Annotated in this window: 23 protein-coding genes; 9 read left to right on the top strand and 14 right to left on the bottom strand. The window is 33.6% G+C overall.

Going from position 1 to position 23,380, the window contains the following annotated elements; genetic code table 11:
- Positions 1 to 94 precede the first annotated feature (94 nt).
- Positions 95 to 1,111: a sensor histidine kinase gene (locus LL966_RS06020; RefSeq protein ID WP_229351225.1), complete on the top strand. Its 1,017-nt coding sequence runs from the start codon at positions 95 to 97 to the stop codon at positions 1,109 to 1,111.
- A complete protein-coding gene (locus LL966_RS06015) occupies positions 1,092 to 1,859 on the top strand; it encodes a LytR/AlgR family response regulator transcription factor (protein WP_229351223.1) in 768 nt (255 codons plus the stop codon). Before LL966_RS06020 ends, LL966_RS06015 begins: the two co-directional genes overlap by 20 nt.
- A 216-nt stretch (positions 1,860 to 2,075) precedes the next feature.
- Here the strand turns inward: LL966_RS06015 and LL966_RS06010 are convergent, their stop codons facing one another.
- The 8 genes from LL966_RS06010 to LL966_RS05975 all read right to left on the bottom strand — a co-directional run bounded on the left by LL966_RS06010 (position 2,076) and on the right by LL966_RS05975 (position 7,968).
- Positions 2,076 to 2,471 (bottom strand): DoxX family protein, encoded by a 396-nt coding sequence (locus LL966_RS06010; protein ID WP_229351221.1) that lies wholly within the window; start codon positions 2,469 to 2,471, stop codon positions 2,076 to 2,078.
- 146 nt (positions 2,472 to 2,617) lie between these two features.
- Positions 2,618 to 3,112, bottom strand: a complete 495-nt coding sequence (locus tag LL966_RS06005; RefSeq protein WP_229351219.1) for a 4'-phosphopantetheinyl transferase family protein — start codon at positions 3,110 to 3,112, stop codon at positions 2,618 to 2,620.
- A complete protein-coding gene (locus LL966_RS06000) occupies positions 3,109 to 3,363 on the bottom strand; it encodes an acyl carrier protein (RefSeq protein WP_229351217.1) in 255 nt (84 codons plus the stop codon). Before LL966_RS06000 ends, LL966_RS06005 begins: the two co-directional genes overlap by 4 nt.
- Position 3,364: 1 nt before the next feature.
- Positions 3,365 to 4,633, bottom strand: coding sequence for a beta-ketoacyl-[acyl-carrier-protein] synthase family protein (locus LL966_RS05995; RefSeq protein WP_229351215.1), 1,269 nt, complete (start codon positions 4,631 to 4,633; stop codon positions 3,365 to 3,367).
- Positions 4,630 to 5,067, bottom strand: coding sequence for a 3-hydroxyacyl-ACP dehydratase FabZ family protein (locus LL966_RS05990; RefSeq protein ID WP_229351214.1), 438 nt, complete (start codon positions 5,065 to 5,067; stop codon positions 4,630 to 4,632). The genes LL966_RS05995 and LL966_RS05990 overlap by 4 nt, the downstream gene beginning before the upstream one ends.
- 10 nt (positions 5,068 to 5,077) lie before the next feature.
- Positions 5,078 to 6,130 carry a type III polyketide synthase gene (locus LL966_RS05985; RefSeq protein WP_229351212.1) on the bottom strand — a complete coding sequence of 351 codons (1,053 nt, stop codon included), beginning with the start codon at positions 6,128 to 6,130 and terminating at the stop codon, positions 5,078 to 5,080.
- The gene (locus tag LL966_RS05980) at positions 6,127 to 6,840 is read right to left on the bottom strand and encodes a methyltransferase domain-containing protein (RefSeq protein WP_229351210.1); all 714 of its coding nucleotides are present in this window, start codon (positions 6,838 to 6,840) and stop codon (positions 6,127 to 6,129) included. Before LL966_RS05980 ends, LL966_RS05985 begins: the two co-directional genes overlap by 4 nt.
- Positions 6,841 to 7,968: an NAD(P)/FAD-dependent oxidoreductase gene (locus LL966_RS05975; protein ID WP_229351208.1), complete on the bottom strand. Its 1,128-nt coding sequence runs from the start codon at positions 7,966 to 7,968 to the stop codon at positions 6,841 to 6,843.
- Between the two features lie 265 nt (positions 7,969 to 8,233).
- Here LL966_RS05975 and LL966_RS05970 point away from each other — a divergent pair, with 265 nt between their 5' ends.
- The 7 genes from LL966_RS05970 (at position 8,234) to LL966_RS05940 (ending at position 14,733) form a co-directional block, all read left to right on the top strand.
- On the top strand, positions 8,234 to 8,608 hold the full coding sequence (locus LL966_RS05970; protein ID WP_229351206.1) for a hypothetical protein: 375 nt from the start codon (positions 8,234 to 8,236) through the stop codon (positions 8,606 to 8,608).
- A 265-nt stretch (positions 8,609 to 8,873) separates the two neighbouring features.
- Complete coding sequence (locus LL966_RS05965) at positions 8,874 to 9,797, top strand: hypothetical protein (protein WP_229351204.1); 924 nt, start codon at positions 8,874 to 8,876, stop codon at positions 9,795 to 9,797.
- 4 nt (positions 9,798 to 9,801) lie between these two features.
- Entirely contained in the window at positions 9,802 to 11,781 is a 1,980-nt protein-coding gene (locus LL966_RS05960) for a TonB-dependent receptor plug domain-containing protein (protein WP_229351202.1), read from the top strand.
- A gap of 1 nt (position 11,782) precedes the next feature.
- Positions 11,783 to 12,175, top strand: a complete 393-nt coding sequence (locus tag LL966_RS05955; protein WP_229351200.1) for a hypothetical protein — start codon at positions 11,783 to 11,785, stop codon at positions 12,173 to 12,175.
- Between the two features lie 201 nt (positions 12,176 to 12,376).
- Positions 12,377 to 13,243: an MbnP family protein gene (locus LL966_RS05950; RefSeq protein ID WP_229351198.1), complete on the top strand. Its 867-nt coding sequence runs from the start codon at positions 12,377 to 12,379 to the stop codon at positions 13,241 to 13,243.
- A 57-nt stretch (positions 13,244 to 13,300) separates the two neighbouring features.
- Complete coding sequence (locus LL966_RS05945) at positions 13,301 to 14,320, top strand: cytochrome-c peroxidase (RefSeq protein WP_229351196.1); 1,020 nt, start codon at positions 13,301 to 13,303, stop codon at positions 14,318 to 14,320.
- 170 nt (positions 14,321 to 14,490) lie between these two features.
- Positions 14,491 to 14,733 carry a hypothetical protein gene (locus LL966_RS05940; protein ID WP_229351194.1) on the top strand — a complete coding sequence of 81 codons (243 nt, stop codon included), beginning with the start codon at positions 14,491 to 14,493 and terminating at the stop codon, positions 14,731 to 14,733.
- Between the two features lie 45 nt (positions 14,734 to 14,778).
- Here LL966_RS05940 and LL966_RS05935 read toward each other — a convergent pair whose 3' ends face one another.
- The 6 genes from LL966_RS05935 to LL966_RS05910 all read right to left on the bottom strand — a co-directional run bounded on the left by LL966_RS05935 (position 14,779) and on the right by LL966_RS05910 (position 23,270).
- Entirely contained in the window at positions 14,779 to 14,982 is a 204-nt protein-coding gene (locus LL966_RS05935) for a hypothetical protein (RefSeq protein ID WP_229351192.1), read from the bottom strand.
- Positions 14,983 to 15,143: 161 nt separating this feature from the next.
- On the bottom strand, positions 15,144 to 18,359 hold the full coding sequence (locus LL966_RS05930; protein ID WP_229351190.1) for a TonB-dependent receptor: 3,216 nt from the start codon (positions 18,357 to 18,359) through the stop codon (positions 15,144 to 15,146).
- Positions 18,360 to 18,652: 293 nt separating this feature from the next.
- On the bottom strand, positions 18,653 to 20,014 hold the full coding sequence (locus LL966_RS05925; RefSeq protein WP_229351188.1) for a sensor histidine kinase: 1,362 nt from the start codon (positions 20,012 to 20,014) through the stop codon (positions 18,653 to 18,655).
- Complete coding sequence (locus LL966_RS05920; RefSeq protein WP_229351185.1) at positions 20,004 to 20,696, bottom strand: response regulator transcription factor; 693 nt, start codon at positions 20,694 to 20,696, stop codon at positions 20,004 to 20,006. The genes LL966_RS05925 and LL966_RS05920 overlap by 11 nt, the downstream gene beginning before the upstream one ends.
- 88 nt (positions 20,697 to 20,784) lie before the next feature.
- Positions 20,785 to 21,582, bottom strand: a complete 798-nt coding sequence (locus LL966_RS05915) for a polysaccharide deacetylase family protein (protein WP_229351183.1) — start codon at positions 21,580 to 21,582, stop codon at positions 20,785 to 20,787.
- Positions 21,583 to 21,695: 113 nt separating this feature from the next.
- Positions 21,696 to 23,270, bottom strand: coding sequence for a Na+/H+ antiporter (locus LL966_RS05910; RefSeq protein ID WP_229351181.1), 1,575 nt, complete (start codon positions 23,268 to 23,270; stop codon positions 21,696 to 21,698).
- Positions 23,271 to 23,380 lie beyond the last annotated feature (110 nt).

The following is a 23,380-nucleotide window of genomic DNA, read 5'->3' as shown; positions in this document are numbered from 1 at the left end:
CTTTTTAAAAAGTAATAATCTTGTAATAGCAACAAAGTTCCTTTCAAAATGTTCTATCTTTGGCAGAGCAAGATCAAAAAAATAAACCTTAATTATGGAAAAAGTTAAACGCTTTCAGGTTTCTCAAAAAGTCATTTGGGGAAGTTCTATAGCACTCGCCATTCTTGCTTCAATTCCGAAATTGTTTGATGCCGTTTCAACGCTTCATGACATTATAATCAATTCTTCGATTACGCTTTTGTTTTCCATTTTTATATGGTATTACAATATTTATAGTCTTCCGAGATTTTCCAATCAGCGAACTGGCAGAAGTCTTTTTAATATGCGATTGCTGTTAAGTGTATTTGCTGGAATTGCAATTATGGTCGCGCTAGTAATCGCGCATCAGGAATTGTTTCAAGTGGCAAAAATGGACGCGCCAATTATGTTTGAGTTACGTGGAATCTTAATCAACTTGATTGTGTACATGTTTCTGCATCTGCTTTTTCAGAATTACCAAACACAGCAAATGGGAGTAGAATTAGAGCGTACAAAAGCTGTAAATCTGGGTGCTCAGTACGAATTATTGAAACAACAGGTTAATCCGCATTTTTTGTTTAATAGTTTGAATACGCTGAAATCGATGGTCGATATTCAAGATCCGCAGAGTTCTGATTTTATATTGAAATTGTCTGATTTTTATCGGTTTACGTTAGAAAGTCGAAAAATGGATTTGATTCCGCTAAGCGAAGAACTTCAGATTTTAGATTCGTATGTTTATTTGCTGAAAGCTCGTTTTGAAGACGGATTTGTTTTAGAAAACGAAATCGATACAAAACAATACTATTCTGCAATTCCGCCTTTTACCTTGCAATTATTGATTGAAAACTGCATCAAACATAATGTTGTTTCTTTAGATAAACCGCTAAAAATAAAGCTTTATACTGAAAATGAGTTTTTAGTAGTTGAAAATAAAATTCAGTTAAAAAGAGGTGCTGTTTCTACAGGAGTTGGTCTGGATAATATCAACCAGCGTTTTATGCACCTCATTCATAAAGAAATTGAAATTGATAAAAACGAAAGCACGTTTAAAGTAAAAATACCACTGAATTATGACTATCATAGTAATTGAAGATGAAGTAAAAACGGCCAAAGCCCTTGGTCAGCTTATTCTGAGCATCAGGCCTGATGTTCAGATTTTGTCTTATATGCAAAGTATTGACGGTGCGGTTGAGTATCTTTTAGAAAACGATCAGCCTGATTTGATTTTTATGGATATTCAATTAGCAGACGGTCAGTGTTTTGAGATTTTTAAGCATGTTGAGGTTTTGTCTCCTGTTATTTTTTGTACCGCTTTTGATGATTATGCGATTGAAGCGTTCAAGTCAAACGGAATCGATTATGTTTTGAAGCCTTTTTCAAGAGAAAGTATTTCGCAGGCTTTAAAGAAGGCAGGTGAACTGAAAAGCTTCTTTCAAAGAAATAAAAAAGCAATGCCTGATTTCGAATATTTATTGACTAGAACTGGCGAAAACAAAGGGAAAAGCAGTTTTTTGGTTTTTAAAAACAATAAATACCAAACGGTTTTAACGGAGAATATTGCGTTTTTTTACATCAAAAATGAAACGCCGACGATTATGACTTTAGATAAAAACGAATATCCGTTAACGCAGTCATTAGACGAAATTCATAAGCTTTTATCGCCAATTCAGTTTTTTAGAATGAACCGACAGTATTTGGTGAATTTTGCAGCAATACGTGAAGCAGAACATTATTTCTCGCGTAAAATAATCGTGAAATTAACCGTTCCGACAGAAGAAAAAATATTGGTTGGAAAAGAAAAAGCAACCGCATTTTTAAGTTGGCTAGAAAATAGATAACCAATTAAAGCATCTTAAAATGATGATTTAATTGGCTAATTTTTATAATCCTGGAAACATAAAACAGCTGATAAAAAACAAAGCCGAAAGTATAAAACAGAGAATTAAAATAATCTTTTTCATAATGATTGATTGTTGAATTATTAATTGAAATAATAGATTGTAAAATGCCTAATATCAAATATTAGGCATTTTACATTTTAATAATAATTTGTTTTAATTTAAAGAAGTAGAAGTGTAAGTAGCCGTATATAATTTTCTGAAAGTAAAATACGTCACACTCACCATTATAAATGCAATAATAGCGTCTACAGTTGCTGGAAATCCGAGTACGGCAAGTTTAGAAAAGAAGGCAAAAATGATGTCGAAAAAAACGCCTGCGAAAACCCATTCTTTCAATCGTAATAATTTGTTTGGAATTAAAAGTGTAATAACACCAGACAATTTAAAAACACCAAGAATGTAAATGAAATGTGCTGGATAACCTAATTGCTGAGTAATTCCCCAAACCAATGGATTTTTGGTTAATTCGAAGAAACCGCTTGCGCCAAACCATAAAGAAGTTAGAACTGTTCCTGTCCAATAGATAATTTTTGTTGTTTTTGAGTTCATGATTTTGATTTTTAAAGTTATTTAACGGTACAAATCTGCGTTTTAAGCGTTAAATACCACATCAAAATCTTAGTGATCCGGACAAATTGAAATTCGAACTGGACAGTCTTTAATTTGAATAATTCGATAAATGTAGCTTTATCGAATTATTTATACGTTACCACTTTCTCAAAACGTCCGTGATGACTGATTGAAATGTCTTTCAATAGAGAAGAACTTTTTAAATACGGAATACCGAATTCGTCTTTTATAATTCCCTTTTTTTCGACTTCAATAACATTATTGATTTCTTTTAAATCATTTACAGCAACGGTATGAATGCTTTCTGGTGAAATTATACTTTGAGTGTAATACTTATTTTCAAGACAGGAAACTTCGCCAAATGCTTCAATATCCTTTATAGAAATCAAATTGCAGTTTAATTTTTGAGGACTAAATTCTCTTATTTTAGTTTGTCTATAGTAGATTTTATAGGCCGCTTCTTTCATGCTCCAAAGCAACCATACCATAATTTCGGGATCATGGTAATTTTTTATAAGCTGTTGTTCTGGTGGAGTAAAAAGCTTTTCAATTAAACCTTTGCGCGACCATCTGCTTTCTAGCCGAGATTGCGCAAGATCTACAATATCGTTGCCTATCATTTTGCTGCAAGTTTGGTTTCGATAATTTCAATAGCTGTTTTCACATCGAGCATTCTTTCCATGTCGGCGTTGTCGATTACAACATCAAATTTTTCTTCAATATCCAATACAATATCAACAAGATTAGCCGAATTGATATTTAAATCTTTGATGAAATCGGTTTCTTCGGTTAGATTTTTGTGTGCCTCTGTATTAGCTGCATACGGTTTTATAATCTCTTTTAGTTTTTCGGTAATTTCTGTTCTGTTCATTTTATTTTTCGAATTTTTTAAATAGTATACAGGCATTTACATCGCCAAAACCAAAACTGGCTTTTGCAATTATTTTTGGATTGATATTTATTGTTCTTTGAGGCACTTTTGATGAATCAATAAGGGCCGAAATTTCTGGATGAAGATCAGAAGAATTTAGATTTCCGAATAAAAAACCTTCGTGAAGCTGTAAAACAGAAGCTACGCTTTCAATGCTTCCTGAGGCGCTTAAACAATGTCCAGTTAAGCTTTTTAAAGAATTAATGTATGGAAAGTCAGCGCCATTTCGTTCTAAAGCTTTCGTCCAATTTTCAATCTCCAGACTGTCTTTTGTGGTTGCGGTAAGATGACCGTTGATAGCATCAATTTCGTTAGGATCCACATTCGCATTCAAAACAGCATCTTTTATACATTTTTGCACGGCAATACTATTTGGAGCCGTCATGCTTCCGCCGTCGCGTTGTCCACCCGAATTGACATTTCCTCCTAAAATTTCGGCGTAGATTACAGCATTGCGTTCTAAAGCACTTTCTAAATCTTCTATAACTAAAGCTCCTGCGCCACTTCCTGGCACAAATCCGCAAGCAGAATTGCTCATAGGTCTTGAACCTTCTTCTGGATTTTTATTGTATTTAGAAGAGCAAACGCGAAGCGCATCAAATCCCGCCCAGATATACGGACCGCTGTCTGAAGTGCTTCCTGCCAAAATTCGTTTTGCTTGTCCAGATTGTATGCGATCGTACGCCATTAAAATAGCTTCAGTTCCTGTTGTACAGGCAGATGAATTTGTAGTAACCTGATTTCCGAGTCCAATTTTCCCGCCTAAATAAGCGCTGACACCACTATTCATGGTTTGAGCGACGACAGTACTTCCTAATCTTCGTGTTTGTAAATCATCGATTTTATAAATGCTTTCTCGAAACTTTTCGATTCCAGAAGTTCCAGATCCGAAGATCGTTCCGCTGTCCCAATCGGGAGTTTCATTTATAGGCAAACCAGCATTTTTCCAAGCTTCCAAACCGGCAATTACGCCGTAAAGAATTCCTGTGCTGTTGAATCCGCGGAGTTCGAGTTCAGTGAAATACTGTGATTTAAGTTCTTCAGAAATCTGTGGCTGACCCGCAATCTGGCAAGAAAACTGCAATTCGGCTAACTGCGCATCATGGCGAATTCCTGAAATACCGTTTTTAATGGCATTTGTAAATTCAGGAATTCCGACACCGTTTGGTGCAGCAATACCCAAACCAGTTATTACGACTCGTTTTTTCATAATCTTTTCGTTATCATTCCTGCCAAAATTCCTCTGCAAACTTCTTGTCCCGCTTCATTTTTCATTACTGCACTACATTTTAGTTTTCCAAAACGGAAAAACATTTTCTCTGAAGTTACCGTTACTTTTTCATTCGGATAAACAGGTTTTAAAAACTCCATTTCGGCTGAAGTGAAAGCAATTACAGTGTCGCTTTGCAAGTCATTATTCAATAAAAAAATACCCAAACAAACCATACCGATTTGCGCCATTGTTTCTGTTAAAATAACGCCGGGCGTAACTGGATTATTTTTAAAATGACCTTTATAAAAATCAAGATTTTCTTTAAAAGTATAGGCTCCTGTAACACCGTTTTCGTCAGCGGACAGTAATTCATCTACAAACAAAAAAGGTTCGCTGTACGGAAGCTGTTTTATAATATCGTTTAATTCCATAATTTTAAAATTACCATTGTAATAAAACGCGTTGCGCAGAAAATCCAGGGCCAAAACTCAGCATTAAGCCTTTTTCTCCTTTTTGAGGTTTTCTGTCCATAATGCTTTCTAAAACATACAAAACCGTCGCGCTAGACATATTTCCATATTGTTTTAGAATTTCTTTAGTATCATCTATATTTTTATTCAAACCTGAAAAAAGTTCTTCGACCGTATTTACAATTTTTTTTCCTCCAGGATGAAAAATCATGTGGTCAACATCTTTAATTTCAAGATTATTCTGTTTTAAAAAGGGATGAATAATGTCGCCAAAATGAGATGCAATCGTATCTGGAACTTCAATATCCAAAACCATTTGCAGTCCGCCATTCGTGAGTTTAAAGCCCATCATATGTTCGGCATCATAAAAATGATACATTTGTTCGTCTATAATTTCTGGGCCTTCATCATTTTCATCCGAAGACAATAAACAGCAAGCGGCGCCGTCTCCAAAAATGGCCGCACTCACAATATTTGGCATAGAAAAATCATCGAGCTGAAAAGTAGCTGTCGGCGATTCGACGGCAATTACCGCCGCACGTTTCCCAGGATTGGATTTCAAGAAGTTTTTTGCATAAATAATTCCAGAAATACCTGCTGCACAACCCATTTCGGTAACGGGAAGTCGCACAATATCTTGACGCAATTTCATTTTATTGATCAGATACGCATCTAGAGACGGAATCATAATTCCGGTACAGCTTACCGTGATAATATAATCTAAACTCTGCGGATCCCAATTGGCCTTTTCAAGTGCTTTTTCTAAAACCTGATGTCCTAAAACGATCATTTCTCTGCTGTAAATATCATTTTTTTCTTCAAAAGAAGTGGCGGTAAAAACTTCGGACGGTTCCATAATCGAATATCTTTTGTCTACCGATGCACCTTCAAAAATCTTCTTTACTTTTTTGATAAAACGTTCTTCTTGTCCTTCCAGCCAAACATCTACAAGTGGTAGAATATCTTCTGTGGTACGTGAATATTGCGGAAGCTGTTTGACAGCGGTTATTATCTTTACACTCATATTTTAGAAATTATCCACTGGTAGCGAAAAGCCCATTTCCAGTTGATGGAATAGTTATTTAATTTTAATTTTTTAGAAAAATGCACCAATTCGTTTTTTTTAAATCCTCGTAAAATAGAAACCAAACCGTCATTTTTAGACATTTTATTGAGGTTGAAAACAAAACAAACTCCTTCAAAAAGACGATAAGCCAATTTACTGCGATGAAGATCGTTAACCACGATTCCGACCGCTGCATTTTGATGGAGCAAATCGAGCATATTTTCTATTTCTTCGTTTGAAAAATGATGCAAGGTCAAGGTACACAATGCAATGTCATATTTTAAATGACGAAATTCTTCACTAAAAATATCCAAACACAAATAATCAATATTCTTGAAGTTTTGAGAAAGTTCTTTGGCATAATTTATCGTAAAGGCGTTTGCGTCAATACCAATTAATTGGAACTTGATTCCTTGTTTTTCACCGTATTCCGCTAACATTCTCAGCATATCGCCATTGCCGCATCCAATATCTGCAATTGTAATGGTTTTTGAAATAGCTGCTTTTTTTAAAAGCTCTTTTATGCCGTGTAATGTGAGTTTGTTTCCGCCCAATAATCGGTTAATTGCCGCAATTTTATCTAGCGCATGAATCAATTCTTCGCCTTCCAGCGAAAAATCATCCATTATTTCAGGTTCTTCGGTTCTATATTGCGTGTTTAATGCCATTTAATTTACGGTCACGGGATCGCCGTGCGTTTGTTTAATGATTGTTGAAAGTAAAGATGGAAAAGATGCTGCGATAGTAGTTATGAAAGAAGTCAATTTTTTGTGCGTTAAAGCTTTGGCCAAAATTCTTCCGAAGAAAAGACGTTTACTAAATTGCTTTTTCCAATCTGCTGTATATTTTTTTTCTAATGCATCGCGCGAAACAATGTTTCCATTATAAAATTCAGTAATCAATTCTGATGCAATCTTTGCACTGTGAATTGCCATTGCCATTCCGTTGCCGCACATCGGGTGAATAAGTCCGGCTGTATCTCCAATCATTAAAATATGATTTTCAACGGGCAGTTTTTTGTCGAATGAAATTTGGCTTATAGTTAAAGGTTTATCAAAAAGGGGAGTGCTGTTTTCAAAAATTGCTTTCAAATTTTTATTTTTATAAAGAACTTCTTTCTGATATTCTTCTATATTTTTATAATTTTTAAAGGTTTCATAATCCGCCAGATAACAAATGTTTATAATGTTGTTTTCGACAGTTGAAACACCACAATAACCTCCATTAAAATTATGAAGTGCTACTAAATTAGGATCGAAATCGCCATGATAATGTCCTTTTACAGCCAACCAAGGTGATTTTTTAACGAAAAATTTTCTCCCTAATTGCTGATCGATATTAGCACGTTTACCATAAGCGCCCAAAACTATTTTTGCTGTAAAACTTTGTTCTGGAGTTTTTACTGTAAAAAGATCATTTTCAAAAGAAACCTCAGTGGCATTTTCATTTATAATAATACATCCATTTTTGATAGCATTTTCAAATAAAAAGTGATCCAAAGTATATCGGCTAATTCCAAATCCGCCTAACGGAAGTTTGGTTTCGGCGCTTTTGCCGTTTTGAGCTGTAAATTCAAAATTGGTGATTTGAGCAGGATCAAGAACGGAAACATCCGCACCAAGCCATTTTAGATAAGGCAAAATTTCGTTGGAAATGTACTCACCGCAAACTTTGTGTTTGGGGTAATTGTTTTTTTCTAAAAGCATGACTTTTAATCCAGCTCTAGACAAATGAATACCGCTTGCTAAACCAGCAAGACCGCCGCCTATAATAAGTACATCTGGATTTTTTTCCATACCACCAATTTAGTCATAAAATATCGAATATTGTTTATATAATTAGGCGAAAATTATTTTTTAAAAATTGAAATTATGCAAGAGAATTTGTTAAATAAAATATTATTTATAGGCGTAAAAATTAATTTCATGAATATAAGGAGAGAATTGTTTTAATATTTATCAAATAGGATAAAAACATCTTTTATTAGATAAAAAAGAATCATTTAGTTAAAATAAATACAAAATTGTATGTACTTTTGTCTCCGAAACATAATTCAAGCAGTTGAAAAGATTATTAATCATAGTACTTTCCATTTTAATCTTGTCGCCATCTTTTGGCAGCTTGTTCATTTATGCTTCCTTCAAAATAAATCAAAAAGAAATTGCACAAACTATTTGTGTGCAGCGTAAATCAGTTTTTAATTCTTGTAACGGTCGATGTGAACTTCAAAAAAGCATAAAAAAGTATGCTGATAATGAGAAAAAACAAGACAGTCTGAAAGAAAAACTAGAATTGGTTTATGTTCAAAATTCTCCTGAAGTTAAATTTTCAGTTATTTCTTTAATAGAATCAAAAGAAAACTCTTCAATTTTATTCGAAAAGAAACCTATCAAGGCTTCTAATCTTACTTTTCATCCACCGCTCGGTCTGGTATAGATCAGAGTTTCTATTTTAAATTGTAAATTATTTAAATCATGTATTCGTTTCATGGTCATAAATAATGCAATCTAAGTGTTATATTTTTTTTAGAACATTCAAATGCAACGTTTATTCAACGGCATTTATTCTATTTGCACTTTTCTTTTCATTTGAAACTGTTGATCTTATTCTCATAATTTCACGGCATTTTGTCATGTTTTGATTTTCGAAACTTTATGGCATTCTGCTACAATTTAAACAGTTTTAAAACATTCATTACAAAATGAAATCTTTTAATTTTCTAGTAATTGCAGTACTTTTTGCAATTACTTCTTGCACCATTGACAAAACAGATTACGAAGCCGAAATAGGCTCTCAATTTCCAGAATATTACGAATTTAAAGAGGCCGTTTCCTTTACAAGCGGCAATTATAAAATTACTGTTGACGCTTTAAACGGAACATTTTATAGAGGTTATAATGAACTTCATCTGAAAGTCGTAAATACACAAACGAATCAGAATATCAGCACTTCTGAGGTTACTTTTTTGCCCATAACAACGAATGCCGACGGAAGTAAAAGTTCTTGCCCGCATGAATATAAGGTAGCATACGATGCGACAAATAAATATTATACAGGATATTCCGTTTTTACTGGCGAAAGCACAACTACAGCAAGTTGGAAATTGTATGTAAGTTTTATTGCTGATAATCAGAAATATGAAATCAATAAAGATGTTATTGTTCAAAAACAAAGCAATAAAAATCTAAATATGACAGCATTTACAGGAAATGACGGCGAGCAGTATTTTATCGCTTTGGTTTCTCCTCAAAAACCAACGGTTTCAGAAAACAAATTGGTTGCGGGTATTTACAAATACAATAAACCGACAACTGCTGCGGGAATTTTTCCAGATCCGACTCAATTCTCGTATTCAGAAGTAACGGGTTTTACTTTAAAATTAGATCCGAGAATGCCCGAACCTTCTATGGGAAATCACTCTTCGCCAAACAACAAAGATTTGGTACAGGAAAACGATGGATTGTATCACGGTATTGTCAATTATACGATGACGGGAAATTGGACTCTGAATTTGATTATGATGAATCAAAACGGGTTGATCTTAAAAGGAACTGTGGTTTCAACCGATTTTACGCCTGGAATTGAAGGAGTTAAAAGTGAACTTTATATTGATACTTTATTCTAAAAACATGAAATATATTATAATGCTGCTTTTTTTGGGAATGTCAGTAACTGCTCAGAATCCGCATGCGCATCACGACAGCATCAAAAATTTAGAAGAAGTAACCGTAAAAAGTGCCACGAAAAAGAAAATCGAAACAGAAATGAAAATGGCGGTTTCGGTTGATGAATTTTTATCTTCTTCAGATAATATAAGTTTCATAAAACGTGGAGCTTACGCTTGGGAACCTTTATTAAATAACATGAGTACGGAGCGTTCGACCGTTACAATTGACGGAATGCACGTTTTTGGCGCTTGTACCGATAAAATGGATCCGATTACGTCTTATGTAGAAAGCAATAATCTTTCGGCAATTGATATCAAATCAGGGCAAGAAGGAAGTCTTCACGGCGCAACTGTTGCTGGAAGTATTGATTTAAAAAGAAAAAGCACGCCATTTAGCGCCCAAAGAAAATGGAACGGTGCCTATCAAAGCGGATTTGAATTCAACAACAAACAGTTTTTTAATCTTGGAAATGTCTCGTATTCCAGCAATAAATTTGTTTTCGACGGAAGTATTTCGTACCGAAAAGCAGACAATTATTATGACGGAAATGATGACGAAGTAAAACATTCACAATATAAAAAGTTCAATACTTCGATTGGTCTGGCGTATAAAACAAGCGAATTATCTGCCGTAAGAGTAGATGCGATTTTTGATATGGCTAAAGATGTTGGTTTTCCAGCGCTTCCAATGGATTTATCGCTTTCTAGAGCGTTGATTACTTCAGCTGCTTACAAACAATTATTTGAAAATGGTTTGGTAAAAGTGATTGATACGAAAATCTATTTTAATGCCATCGAACATTATATGGATGATACGACGCGTCCTGAAAATCTGGTTCATATGGATATGCCGGGTTGGAGTACGACGTATGGTTTGGTTTCTAAAGCCAATTTGAAAAAAGACAATTATGCCGCTGAAATTCAATTGAATGCGTACGATAATTTGTCTATTGCAGAAATGCGAATGTATCCGCAAGATCGAAGCAATAGAACGATGTTTGCGTACAGCTGGCCTTGGTTAACAACACGTTACGCGGGACTTTCGATGAATAATTCTTGGGATATTTCGGAGAAAAGTCAGGTGAATTTGGGCGGTTCTTTGGGTGTGAACTACAATTACTCAAAATATGTAGAATTCAACTGGATTTTTCATCCTGGAGCACCTCAGGAAAAAACGAGATTTTTACCAAATCTTCATGCGGGTTATCAATTGAATATTGATCAGTTTGATTTTTCTATTGGAGCTGGTTATGGACATAGAGCGCCTTCTGTTTCTGAAGGTTACGGATATTACATTTACAATAGTTTTGACCGTTACGATTATATTGGAGATCCCAATTTGAAAAATGAAATTTCGTATGAAGGAAATGCAAGCGCTGGTTTTAAAAACGAGAGATTCAGTCTTCAAGGAAAAGTAAATTATTTCTATATCCAGAATTATATTATAGGTAGAATTTTGAGTATGGGAAGTCCGATGAATTATCAATCGGTTGGTGTAAAAGGTTATACGTCATTAGATTATGCGACACTTTTAAATTTTTCTGTGAATGCAGGTTACGATATTTTAGAGCATTTGCATTGGAAAGGAACATTAATGTATGCTCGTGGAATGGATAATTTAGGTGGAAATCTTCCTTTTATTCGCCCGTTGAGTTACCAGACTTCGCTTCATTTTATGCACAAAAATTTCGGAATCCAAACTTCTGTAAATGGCGATTTTGAACAAATTAATTACAGTCCAGAATATGGAGAAGATCAAACGGATGCTTATACGATCTGGAATCTTTCTGCTAATTATACATTCAAAATCAATAAAGTAAATACAACTATTCAGGTTGGTGCAGAAAATTTATTAAATCAATATTATAGCACGTATGCCGATTGGGGAAATATTCCGAGAATGGGACGTAACATTTTTACTTCTTTAAAATTTACTTTATAAAATGAAAAAAGTTTTTAGTTTCACAATGACGATTTTGTTCTTGTTGGTTTCGTTCCAACAGGGGCTTATTGTTGTGCACTTCAAACTGAATCAGCAAGATATAGAAAATCAATTCTGCGAAAATAAAGCCAAACCAGCATTACAATGTCACGGAAAATGTCATTTAAATAAAGAATTAGAAAAGTCTGAAAAAAACGATTTAGAACTGAACAGCATTTTTAAAAAGATAGATATGCTTCAGCATCAGAATTTTGAGTTTCCAATTCGCATTCTAAAAATGATAAATGATAAAGTATTGATTTATAAAGAATTTAGTCATTTTGAACCTTATTTAGAAATTTTTGTACCGCCACCTATTTTTTTACTAAACGTTGAAAAACATTTTAACACATAGAAACATAGGTTTGAATGCTTGGAAAAAGGCGTTTCACTTGCATTAACAAATCCCGAAGCTTCTGGACTATATGTTAGAAACTAGTTTCTTTTTAAAATCTTATTTATTAATTATTTTAAATAAAATCTATGTTTCTATGTGTTGAAAAAAATATTAAACACCAATTTTAAAAATAGAATACAAAAATTTAAATATCACAAAATGCAAAATTTAAAAAAATACCTATTATTATCAGTTGCCGCATTGGCTTTCGTATCATGTTCAAGTGATGATGATAATCCAGTTGCGAACAATGTAACGCTTGAATTTACCAATACATTTAAAAACAATAGTATTGTTTTAGGAAATGCTACATCAACTTCAGCAACTTCAAATACCTCAGCGTCAGGACAAATTCATCATTTTTCAGAATTGAAGTATGTTATCAGTAATATTCGTTTGGTGAAAGATAATGGAACTGAAGTTCCTTATAACGTAAATGATTTAGATAAAGGTGCAACTGTTATTGACCAATCTAAAACGGCTTCTTTGAGTTATGTTTTAAGCAATATTCCATCTGCAACTTACAAACAGATTAAGTTTGGTTTGGGAATTAAACCGGAGCAAAACACCTTAGATCAAGTACGTTTTCCAAATTTCTACGCAGCTGCGGGCGCAAACGACACGCAAATGATGTGGGAATGGGGAAGTGGCTACCGTTTTACAAAAGTGGAAGGTTTTTATGATACGGATAATAAAGCGATGTCAATTCATACCGGAAGTACGGTTGAAGGAACTGCTCCAAACTACACACAAGGTGTAAATGCCTATAGAGATATTACGTTGAACTTAACTACAAATGCGATTGTAGGAAGTAAAGCGCCAAAAATTAAAATTAAAGCTGATTTTGATAAATTATTGAGCGGAAAAATCAATACTATTACTTTATCGACAGGAACAGGAATGGGCGATAATGCTACTCCAAACATTCATACTGCGGCGCAGATGGTGAAATTTGTGGATAATTTAGGCGGAAATGGTTCAAGCGATATTAGCGGAATGTTTTCTTTTAGCAGCGTAGAAAACTAAAATTACTTCAAAGCCGTCTGGAAATGCTTTCAGACGGCTTTATAAAATTCATTTAAAATGAAAAGAATAATTTTTTTGATATCAATTCTATCATTATTAGCATCTTGTAATAATGATGATGCCGATATGATTGCTATTGATAATCCTGAAATTGACTTAAATATTCCAGCAGGATTTCCAGAAGTAAATAGTTTTGCGAGTTTAAATAAACCAACTAAATATGGTGTAGAATTAGGAGAAAAGCTTTTCTCTGATAAAAGGTTCAGTGCTGATAATACAATTTCATGTGCAAGCTGTCATATTAAAGCAAATGCTTTTTCTGATGATAAGCCGCAAGCAATTGGAATTCAGGGTAGGGTTGGACTTCGTAATGCGCCGTCGCTTCAGAATTTATTATTTTTAAAATTTTACAATTGGGATGGAAGCAAACTGCAGTTGGAAACGCAGCCTTTAGTTCCTATAATTACACATGAAGAAATGGATTCTTCCATTTTAGAAGTTATCGGTAAAATTAAAGACGATTCGGATTATAAAGTTTTATTTCGAAAAACATTTGGAAACGAGGATATTACACCAGATAGAATCTATAAAAGTATTGCGCAATTTGAATATACTTTAATTTCTTCGAACACTAAATATGATAAAGTAAAACGAAATGAAGGAGCAGCTTTTACAGAAAGCGAATTAGAAGGTTTTAAAACCTTTCAGCAGAAATGTGCCAGTTGTCATTCGGGCGAATTATTTACTGATCAAAGTTTTAGAAATATTGGTTTTCCTTTAAATAAAGATACAAACGAAGCCGGACGCGGACGAGTTACCGGAATTCCTTCTGATTTCATGAGTTTTCGTGTTCCAACTTTACGAAACATTGAATACACTGCTCCGTATGGTAGTTTTGGACAGTTTTCTGATTTAAAATCAGTTCTGGATTATTTTAATAATGGAGTTTTAGATGCAGACAATCTGGATCCGATTTTTAAGAATAATGGTAAGAGAATTCCGCTATCAGAGACGGAAAAAAACAATCTCATTGCCTTTATGAAAACATTGAGTGATAAACAATTTGTTGGAAAGTAATTTGTGAAGCCCTTATTTTATGGCATTTTTTATACTTTTTGAAGAGAATAAAATGTTTATAAGGTGTTGATAAATAATAGGTTGTGACCTGTGTTAAAAAAAAGTTTTGATTGATTAATTGTTTTAAATTTATAATTAAATGATAGTTAATTAATTAAAAAAATTTGCATATGGGAAGAGCTATAAAACTACAGGTTCGTAAGGAATTAGATGGCAGACAGCAATTTAATTTAATTAAATTGAAAGGAAGTTTAATTACCAAAGGGTATACTGAAATTATACACATCAGCGATAAAGATGAAGAATTTCATATCAACTCGTTCGAAACCGAAGCAAAAAATGAAGTAAGAGAATTTATTCTCGATTTTATTGTCAAAGAGAATTTAAGTAATACTATAAGCGTTCTAGTGTAATAACTTTAAAAAAGTATATTACACAGAATTCGCTTATTTTAAAATTTAGACAGCTGCTGAAATAGTTGTATTTTGATCTAGAAAGTTATTCTGATCTTGGAATGTATTACTAGGTTTTTCATCCCAATCTCCCCAATCTCCTACGTAAGTTTTACGAAATATCAATTCGTTATTATCTCCTGCACAAACGCTTAAACGATTGTTGCACACAGTTTTGTTTTCACTTTTGTTTATTTGTAGATTTTTCATGGCGGTAGTTTTTAAAGATTTCCAAATTTACAATTAGCTGGATTCTAAATTGTTATATCTTAAATTTGTTTTGTTGTCAAATTCACACCTTATAAATAAAAATCTCCCAGTTTCTAAGCATTGAAACTGGGAGATAGTGAAAAAAATAAACACAAACTTTTTTAGAATGAATATCTAACTCCAAGCTGTCCTTGAAATCTAGACGCTAACTGATCGACAGTATAAGGCGTTGAAGTAGGCTTTTGGAATGTATAAGTTGGGTCTCCTGTAGCAACTCCGCCAAGGTTTCCCGATTTTGTTAAACCAATGTTTGCTGTTGAATTGTAGGTGTTCGGAACGAAATAACTTCTTCCCCAATCTTTATTGATTAAGTTTCCAACATTTGCCACGCTAAATGAAATCTGGAATGTTCCTACTTTAGCAACCTGAATTTCATCCATCAATTTCAAATCAGCTTGAATGTTCCAAGGTGTTGTATCACCATTTCTTTGCGTAAAAGTTCCTCTTCTGCTTTTTAAATAATCATTTCCATTAATAAAGGCTTCATAGTCTGCTACTTGTTGTGCAGCGGCTGCAGATGGAACTCCAGCTGTATTTACTCCGATATATTTTGCAGCTTCTGCAGCATCTTTAAATATGTAAGCCAATCCTGCTGCTTGTCCAGTTCCTGCAATTGTTGAATTTACAAATCCCCAAGAAAATGGATTTCCTGATTGTGCATTAAAATAGACATTAGCAGATAAAGTATTGTTAGATGCTAATTTTAAACCATATCCAACATTAGAAACAATTCTGTGTTTAATATTAAAGTTAGAAGTTGCCAATTGCGGATTGTTTGGTGTCAGCGACTGATTCATTTGGAAGTTACTTTCCATAGAATTACGAATTCCGTTTGTAATGTCACGAGAATTACCGTAAGTATATGCCACCATAAAGTTGAAACCAAAATCGTATGTTTTAGAAATCATTTCTGTAATGCTGTAACGGTAACCTTTGTCCGTGTTGGATAACAAATAAGCATTTGAGAAAGCTGAGTTTATGTTAGCAGCATAAATCGGCATTTCGTGTTTCGTATCATAAGAAAAATAAGTTGGATTATCTGTTTTGTTTACTTGCTGAAATTCTAAATCACGAATTACTTTTGTATAAATACCTTCAACAGTAAATTTATATCCATCGACAGTTTTATCAAAAGCCAATGAATTTCTTAAAACTGCAGGCATTTTAAATTTATTATCAATTAAATCGGCTTGTACTTTTGGAGTTGCATCATGATAGCCGTTAAGTCCACCAGTTGCCAAAGGATCTCCAGCTGCCGCAACTTGAGCAGCAGTAAGGTTGTTTTTATCGTAACTTCCGTATCCAACACCATCATTATAATACGCATAACCTAACCACGCAAACGGAATTCTTCCTGTAAATACTCCAGAACCTCCGCGTATTACAAATGTTTTATCTTCATCAACATTATAAGTAAAACCAATTCTTGGAGAAACTAGCGCCGTGCTAAAGAAATTGTTTTTGATCTGACTTAAAGGCGTGTATGTGTAAGTTGTTCCATAATTTGGATCTGCTGGAGAATTCTGAACTTGCTGGCTCAACTTCGGTTTGTTTGGTAAATCGGTATAATCTACACGAACGCCAGGCGTAACTTTTAATCTGCTTCCAACTCTAATTTCGTCTTGAGCATAAACGCTGTAAAGATTTATTTTGAATTTTGCGTAAGGATTATCAAAGATTTCATCTCTTGTTGAACCGTCAAACGGATAAGTTCCACGAACACGAGTAGGAAGTTTGTTGTAGAAATCTGCGAGAGATTTGTACGAAACTCTTCCGTTTAAGGCATTTACAAATCCGTAATTGATGTCGTAAAATTCGTTGTGCGTACCAAATAATAAAGTATGATTTCCTGTTTTATAAGTAAGGTTATCAGTAAGTTCAGCCGTATTTTGTTTCATATTAAAAACAGTTGCTTCACGATCATTTCCTAAAAAAATAGTTCCTCCGTTATATCCAATTTCTGTTTGAGGAAACATAATATTGTTTGATTTAGGGTCACGGTAATCTTTAATAGCAGAATAACTAGCAATAAAAGAGTTCGACCATTGGCTATTAAAGTGGCTTTTAAGCTCTAAAACCGTACTGATAGATTGGTTTTTTTGCGTAAAATCCATTCCTGAGAATCGGAAGTTTGCGGCGTCGCGCTCTAAGTTTGTTGCTTGAGAAACTACTGTATTGTTTCGTAAAGAGATCGAATGTTTGTCGTTAATTTTCCAATCTAATTTATTGAAGAATTTTTGGCTTTTTGCAAAGTTATTATAAGAACCATAAGTTCCTGGATCAAATCCGTAGTTTGTTTTTACGAAGTTCGAAATTTGTTCAGCAGTTGCATTATCAACCAAAGAAGTCAATTTTCCGTTGGCATCGGTTTGTCCTGCATTATAGAAAATTGGATCTGTTCTTTCGGCATATTCCATATTCGTAAAAAAGAATAATTTATCTTTTACAATTGGCAAACCTAATCTAAATCCGATTTGGTAATCTCCAAACGCTTTTGGCATTTTAGAACCATCTCCAGCATTGTTTGGACCCGTAAGCGCAGCGCTTCTTCCGTAAGAGTAAATAGATCCGCTTACTGTATTGGTTCCTCTTCTTGTAACGGCGTTAACGCTTCCTCCCAAAAAGTTTCCTAATTTAATATCGTAAGGAGCAATGTAAACCTGAATATCTTGAATAGCATCTAAACTGATTGAGTTCGAACGCGTACTGCTTCCCGGCATTCCAGAAGTTCCAGATTGTCCTCCTAAAGATGGACTAAAACCAATCGCATCATTGTTAATAGAACCATCAATAGTTACGTTATTGTATCTAAAGTTTGTTCCTGCAAAAGAGTTGTTCGAACTCTGCGGCACCAATTTAGTAACATCTTGAATTCCGCGGTTTATTAATGGAAGTCCGTTTACTTGTTTTTCGTTGATGTTTGTACCATTATTTTTAGAAGAAGGTTTAGAACTTGTAATTACAACTTCTTCTAAAACATTATTATCTGCTTTTCCAACTACAATGGTTGGCAAATCATTGTCGCCAAGCGCTAAATGAATTTGTGCATTGGAGTAATCTTTGGTATCATTACCTTTAATTTCTAATTCGTAAGGACCACCGGCATTTAAATTTTCGAAACTGAATCGGCCTTGTTTGTCTGTAGTTGTTTTGTAAACTGCATTTGTAGGCAAATGAGTTAAGGTAACGTTGGCGTCCATAACTGCAGTTGTTCCATCGTTGACTTTAGCAGACAAAGAAGAAGTGGTAATCTGGGCAAAAATACTTCCTGCAGTAAGAAGCATTAAAGCCGAAAAAATGAGTTTTAGTTTTGTCATGTTATTAGTTTTTATTTTTGACAAATAAACTCTCTTTCTTTTGATTCGATTTAAGGCTTTTGTTAACCTAAAATGAAAAAACTATTCTATGTTAATTTATGATGATGTATTGGTTATTTAATAAATAAGCTTGTAAGTCTTTAAAATCAATACTTTGCGAAAAACGCCAGAAATAAAGGGATTAGAGGTAGATTTAAACTAGATTAGAGATAGATTAGAGTGTTAGGATAATGTTACCAACTAAGAAAATTGGTGTTTTTGAAATTCAGATCGACACTATTTTTTTGTTTTTTTTAAGGAAATAAAAGTGAAAAACTAGTTCCTTTTTCCAGTTCAGAATCTACCGTTAAAGTAATATGATGACGTTTTAAAATCTCCATAGTAATAAAAAGTCCTAAACCTTGACCTTTTATATGACGCGTACGATCACTTCTAAAAAAGAGATCAAAAATAGATTCTTTGTCTTTTTCTGCAATTCCAGAACCTTGATCGATAATTTTGATTAAAAGTTTTTTCTCTTTTTCTAAAGCAAAAATAGTAACTGGCGCAGGAAAAGAAAATTTTATAGCATTGTCTACCATATTATAGAGTGCCGTAAAAAGCATATGTTTATTGGCATGAACAGCAAGTATTTGTTCATTTTGAATAGCTTCCAAATTAAGAGAGACTTTAGATTCTGGATATTCGATTGCCTTTTTTTCGAGTACATTCCATAAAATTTCATCAATCCTTACACTTTCCATTTGGTCAGGTTCGCCAACTTGCAATCCAGATAAAACTAGAAGGCCGTCTAAAATAGATTTTAGCTGAAAAGTATCTTTTCGAAGCGATTTTAAAACTTCTTCGTATTGTTCGTTAGTTCGCGGCTGCTGTAGCGACACATCAATATCTCCAATAATTATAGTAAGCGGTGTTTTGAGTTCGTGCGAAGCATTTTTTAGAAAATTATTCTGAATAGTGATACCGCTTTCCAATCTTTCTAAAAGATAATTAAAAGTCGTAATAAGTTCTCGAATTTCATCTTTTCCGCTTGTTGGCATTTCGAGTCTAGAATGAAGATTTTCAGTCGTAATTGTATTTACTTTTGCAATAACATCTTCAAAAGGCCTGAAAGTTTGCTTAGCTAAATACCTTCCAATAAAGAAATTAAGCGGAATTACGAATAAATACGAAAGAATAAAAATTAAACCAAGAACATCTAATTGTCTTTCTCCTACAGTATCAATTCCAGATACAACAATAATAAAATCACCCTGATTGTCTTTGTAATATAACCCAGCAAATTGTCTATCTTTTTTTGTAAAATATAAAATTCTGTTTTTAGAAATGTCTTTTAAATCTTTATCGCTTAATAGAATATCAAGTCCATCATGCAGATAAAGTTCTTTCGTTTTAGCATTGTAAATTCTGATAGATTGGTTGGTGATTTTTTTATACTCAATTTCTATCGTTTGGTAGCGCGAACTGTCATTTTTAGTGATTTCATCTTTTTCAAAATAGAAGAAGGCTGTTATTAAAGCACTGTCTTCTAATCTTTCATAATAAAGATCTTGTCTGTGATTTTTAAAAAGCAAGAAAGAACCAGCCAGTACAAGTCCAACTATGAAGGCAAAAAGCAATGTCGAATTGACTGATAATTTCGTTTTAAGATTCATTAATCTTGTTTTTGAGCATATATCCAGTTCCTTTTATAGTATGAATAAGCGGAGTAGGGAAGTTCTTGTCTATTTTATTTCGCAGATAATTAATGTAAACATCCACCGTATTGGTATTCATATCAAGATCCAGATTCCAAACGGCTTCTGCAATTGCAATTCTAGAAAGTGCTTTTTCGCGGTTTTTCATGAAAAAAATCAAAAGTTTCAATTCTCTAGAAGAAAGATTAAGCTCTTTTCCATCTCTTGAAGCACTTTGTTCTTTCATATTAATTTCGATTCCGGCATACGATTGAAAATCTATTACGCCGCTGCTGAATTCCGAACGGCGAAGTTGTGCATTGATTCGGGCTAAAAGTTCTTCAAACATAAAAGGTTTTGCCAAATAATCATCGGCTCCAGCCTGAAGACCTTTTACTTTTTCGTGCGGTGTATCTAAAGCACTAAGAATAAGTATAGGAACAATTATTTTTCTGCCCCTTAAGATTTCGCAGACTTCAAAACCAGTTAAATCAGGAAGCATGATATCGAGTATAATAATATCATATGTATTTTCCATTACTTCATTAATGGCGTCAAAACCTTTATTGACATTTTTAACCTGATAAAGCTGTTCTTCAAGTCCTCTAATAATAAAAGAAGCCACTCTCGGATCGTCTTCAACTAATAATACTTTATTCATAGCAGTAATTGCAAATAGATGCGCTAAAAGTAATTCTCTTAATTCAAATCAGAACACTTTTTTATCCTTTTTTGAAATAAAACGGAAACTATAATTTGGAAAGATCATCAATCGTATAAAATTTCAGCCCTTTTTCTTTGGCATATTTGCAAAGTTCTTCTAATGCATAAAGAGGCGTTTCTATCTTTTCATCTGCATTTTCAACCGTTTTATGACCATAAAAAATTACGATTTTATCATGAGTTTTAGCGTAATCTAATAAGGTTTTGTAATACGGAATATTGAATTGTTTGTAATCGTCATCAATTCCTAAACCGTAAACAAGTCGATTGCCTTCATAATAGCAATATTGTTGTGCTGCAGGAATTTCATCGTAAGTTGTGCCTCTTATAATATCAAAATGTTTTAGTAATTCTTTGTCCAGTTCGGTATCTCGCGCACCATCAGGATAAGCAAAAGAATGAATATTGAAACCGTCTTTTTTCATTGCTGCTTTCAAAGGAACAATGTCGTCTTCGATATATTTCTGTATTCCAAACTCTTTGGAGTATTTTAAAGCATTTAGATGATTATAACCATGTCCTGCAATATCATGCCCCATATCTTGCAAGTAATGCAATTTGTCTTTTTGATCTCTAGTTAAACTTCCGTACCAGCAAACAAAAAAGGTTGCTTTCCAGCCTAAAGGATGCAGTAGTTTTTCAGCGTTGTACCAATCGTCAATATAATCGTCATCAAAAGTAAAAACGACTCCTGGCGGATATGCTTTTTTTACCGGTTTTACGACAGCAGTTTTTTCTTCAGAATACATTTTAAAAACTACTACAAATGCAATAATAGCTATTAGCAGAATTGCTGCTGTTTTTTTAGAAAATAAATTTTTCATAAAGAAAATTAGATTAGTTCTCGACTATAATTTCACTACAATTTTTATCCTCTTCATGTTTCGTTTACGCACGAATAAAGATATTTCTTTTAAATGAATTTTTGATGAATGCCTTAAAAATGAATTAGTTTTTCCTCTTCGAGATCTAGATAATACATTTGTTTTCTAATGATAGATTCGTCGATATGCTGATCTTCTTTGTTTTTATTTATGAGCCATTGCCTTTGCTGATTGATTAAATCGAGATAAATGGTTTTGAGTTCATTTCCAATTGATTCATCGTCAATTCCTTTGCTGTGCTGTTCCCATTTTAAAATGAGCTGTTGCAAAGAAACATTACTGTCTAACTGATCGTTATACGTTGTTTTTAGATAATCCAAAGCATGTTCTGCCAAATCTCTTTTCAAATTTACCGTAGCTTCTTGGCGAGAAACTGGGTCGTAAACATTATCTAATTTAATTTTTTTGATGAAATAAGGAAGCGTCAATCCTTGAATCAATAAAGTCAAAAGAATGACAATAAAGGTGATAAATAAAATCAGATTTCGTTGCGGAAAACCATTTCCATTATCCAAATAAACCGGAATTGATAACGCCGCAGCCAACGAAACCACACCTCGCATTCCTGTCCAACCTAAAATAAAAGGCGTTTTATAACCTGGATGTCTTGTATCGGCAACTGTGATAAAATTACGAGCAATAAGCGTTATTATTACAGCTCCATAAGCTGACAACATTCTACTTACAATTAAAACAAAAGTGATTAAAACGCCATAACCAATAGCCGTAGAAAGACTAGTTTCTGCAAGTCCAGATGTAATTTGCGGCAAGTCTAAACCAATTAAAATAAAAACTAATCCGTTTAAGATAAACGAAAGACTTGACCAAACATTTATTCCTTGTATTCTCGATCTGCTGCTCAAAAAGCGATGTCTATTATAAGACAAAAGTAATCCCCCGCTCACTACTGCTAGGACTCCAGAACTGTGAACTTCTTCTGCAGCCAGATAAATGATATAAGGTGTTAGAAGAGATAAAACAATATCAACATTGGCGCTTGTGGGCAGATATTTATGAGCTTTCATAAAAAGCCATCCGATTAATAAGCCAATTGCAACTCCGCCTAAAATCATCCAGCTAAAACTTATTGCAGCTTTGTAAAATATAAATTGTTCTGTTGCCACAGCAATCATCGCAAATCTGAAAATAATTAAAGAAGAAGCGTCATTCAATAAACTTTCACCTTCTAAAATAGACGACATGGTTTTGGGAACTTTTACAAATTTTAAAATCGCGCCTGCACTTACAGCATCTGGAGGAGAAACAATTCCGCCCAATAAAAATCCCAAAGCAAGAGAAAATCCTGGAATAAAATAATTAGCTACCAAAGCAACAGAAAGAGCCGAAAGAAAAACTACTATAAAAGCAAAACTGGTAATAATACGTCTCCAGCGCCACAATTCTTTCCATGAAACCGTCCACGCGGCTTCATACAATAATGGAGGAAGAAATATGAAAAAGATAAGATCAGGCTCGATTTCTATTTTTGGAACTTTCGGAATAAAACTAATCGCCAATCCTGCTAAAACTAACAATACAGGATACGCTACTTTTATTTTATTGGCTAACATGATCAGCAATAAAATAACAAGTATGATACCTAAATAGAAAGGAAAATTTTCAAGCATTCTTTATCTTTTAAATGGAAATTAATTGTGTTAAAATAACTCTCTTCAATCAAATGTATAAATTTCAGTTGAAATATGTTCGAAAAAAAAAGCCTCAGAAAATTATTTTT

Origin of the sequence: Flavobacterium chungbukense (assembly GCF_020805785.1) — a bacterium.
In the GTDB taxonomy this organism is placed as follows: domain Bacteria; phylum Bacteroidota; class Bacteroidia; order Flavobacteriales; family Flavobacteriaceae; genus Flavobacterium; species Flavobacterium chungbukense.
The sequence above is the reverse complement of the archived record's forward strand: the minus strand, read 5'-3'. Positions and strand labels throughout refer to the sequence as shown.

What these genes read in the sequence shown, in the direction of transcription:
- LL966_RS06020 (WP_229351225.1), top strand. Translation starts at nt 95, where the DNA reads ATGGAAAAAGTTAAACGCTTTCAGGTTTCTCAAAAAGTCATTTGGGGA.
- LL966_RS06015 (WP_229351223.1), top strand. Translation starts at nt 1,092, where the DNA reads ATGACTATCATAGTAATTGAAGATGAAGTAAAAACGGCCAAAGCCCTT.
- LL966_RS06010 (WP_229351221.1), bottom strand. Translation starts at nt 2,471, where the DNA reads ATGAACTCAAAAACAACAAAAATTATCTATTGGACAGGAACAGTTCTA.
- LL966_RS06005 (WP_229351219.1), bottom strand. Translation starts at nt 3,112, where the DNA reads ATGATAGGCAACGATATTGTAGATCTTGCGCAATCTCGGCTAGAAAGC.
- LL966_RS06000 (WP_229351217.1), bottom strand. Translation starts at nt 3,363, where the DNA reads ATGAACAGAACAGAAATTACCGAAAAACTAAAAGAGATTATAAAACCG.
- LL966_RS05995 (WP_229351215.1), bottom strand. Translation starts at nt 4,633, where the DNA reads ATGAAAAAACGAGTCGTAATAACTGGTTTGGGTATTGCTGCACCAAAC.
- LL966_RS05990 (WP_229351214.1), bottom strand. Translation starts at nt 5,067, where the DNA reads ATGGAATTAAACGATATTATAAAACAGCTTCCGTACAGCGAACCTTTT.
- LL966_RS05985 (WP_229351212.1), bottom strand. Translation starts at nt 6,130, where the DNA reads ATGAGTGTAAAGATAATAACCGCTGTCAAACAGCTTCCGCAATATTCA.
- LL966_RS05980 (WP_229351210.1), bottom strand. Translation starts at nt 6,840, where the DNA reads ATGGCATTAAACACGCAATATAGAACCGAAGAACCTGAAATAATGGAT.
- LL966_RS05975 (WP_229351208.1), bottom strand. Translation starts at nt 7,968, where the DNA reads ATGGAAAAAAATCCAGATGTACTTATTATAGGCGGCGGTCTTGCTGGT.
- LL966_RS05965 (WP_229351204.1), top strand. Translation starts at nt 8,874, where the DNA reads ATGAAATCTTTTAATTTTCTAGTAATTGCAGTACTTTTTGCAATTACT.
- LL966_RS05960 (WP_229351202.1), top strand. Translation starts at nt 9,802, where the DNA reads ATGAAATATATTATAATGCTGCTTTTTTTGGGAATGTCAGTAACTGCT.
- LL966_RS05955 (WP_229351200.1), top strand. Translation starts at nt 11,783, where the DNA reads ATGAAAAAAGTTTTTAGTTTCACAATGACGATTTTGTTCTTGTTGGTT.
- LL966_RS05950 (WP_229351198.1), top strand. Translation starts at nt 12,377, where the DNA reads ATGCAAAATTTAAAAAAATACCTATTATTATCAGTTGCCGCATTGGCT.
- LL966_RS05945 (WP_229351196.1), top strand. Translation starts at nt 13,301, where the DNA reads ATGAAAAGAATAATTTTTTTGATATCAATTCTATCATTATTAGCATCT.
- LL966_RS05940 (WP_229351194.1), top strand. Translation starts at nt 14,491, where the DNA reads ATGGGAAGAGCTATAAAACTACAGGTTCGTAAGGAATTAGATGGCAGA.
- LL966_RS05935 (WP_229351192.1), bottom strand. Translation starts at nt 14,982, where the DNA reads ATGAAAAATCTACAAATAAACAAAAGTGAAAACAAAACTGTGTGCAAC.
- LL966_RS05930 (WP_229351190.1), bottom strand. Translation starts at nt 18,359, where the DNA reads ATGACAAAACTAAAACTCATTTTTTCGGCTTTAATGCTTCTTACTGCA.
- LL966_RS05925 (WP_229351188.1), bottom strand. Translation starts at nt 20,014, where the DNA reads ATGAATCTTAAAACGAAATTATCAGTCAATTCGACATTGCTTTTTGCC.
- LL966_RS05920 (WP_229351185.1), bottom strand. Translation starts at nt 20,696, where the DNA reads ATGAATAAAGTATTATTAGTTGAAGACGATCCGAGAGTGGCTTCTTTT.
- LL966_RS05915 (WP_229351183.1), bottom strand. Translation starts at nt 21,582, where the DNA reads ATGAAAAATTTATTTTCTAAAAAAACAGCAGCAATTCTGCTAATAGCT.
- LL966_RS05910 (WP_229351181.1), bottom strand. Translation starts at nt 23,270, where the DNA reads ATGCTTGAAAATTTTCCTTTCTATTTAGGTATCATACTTGTTATTTTA.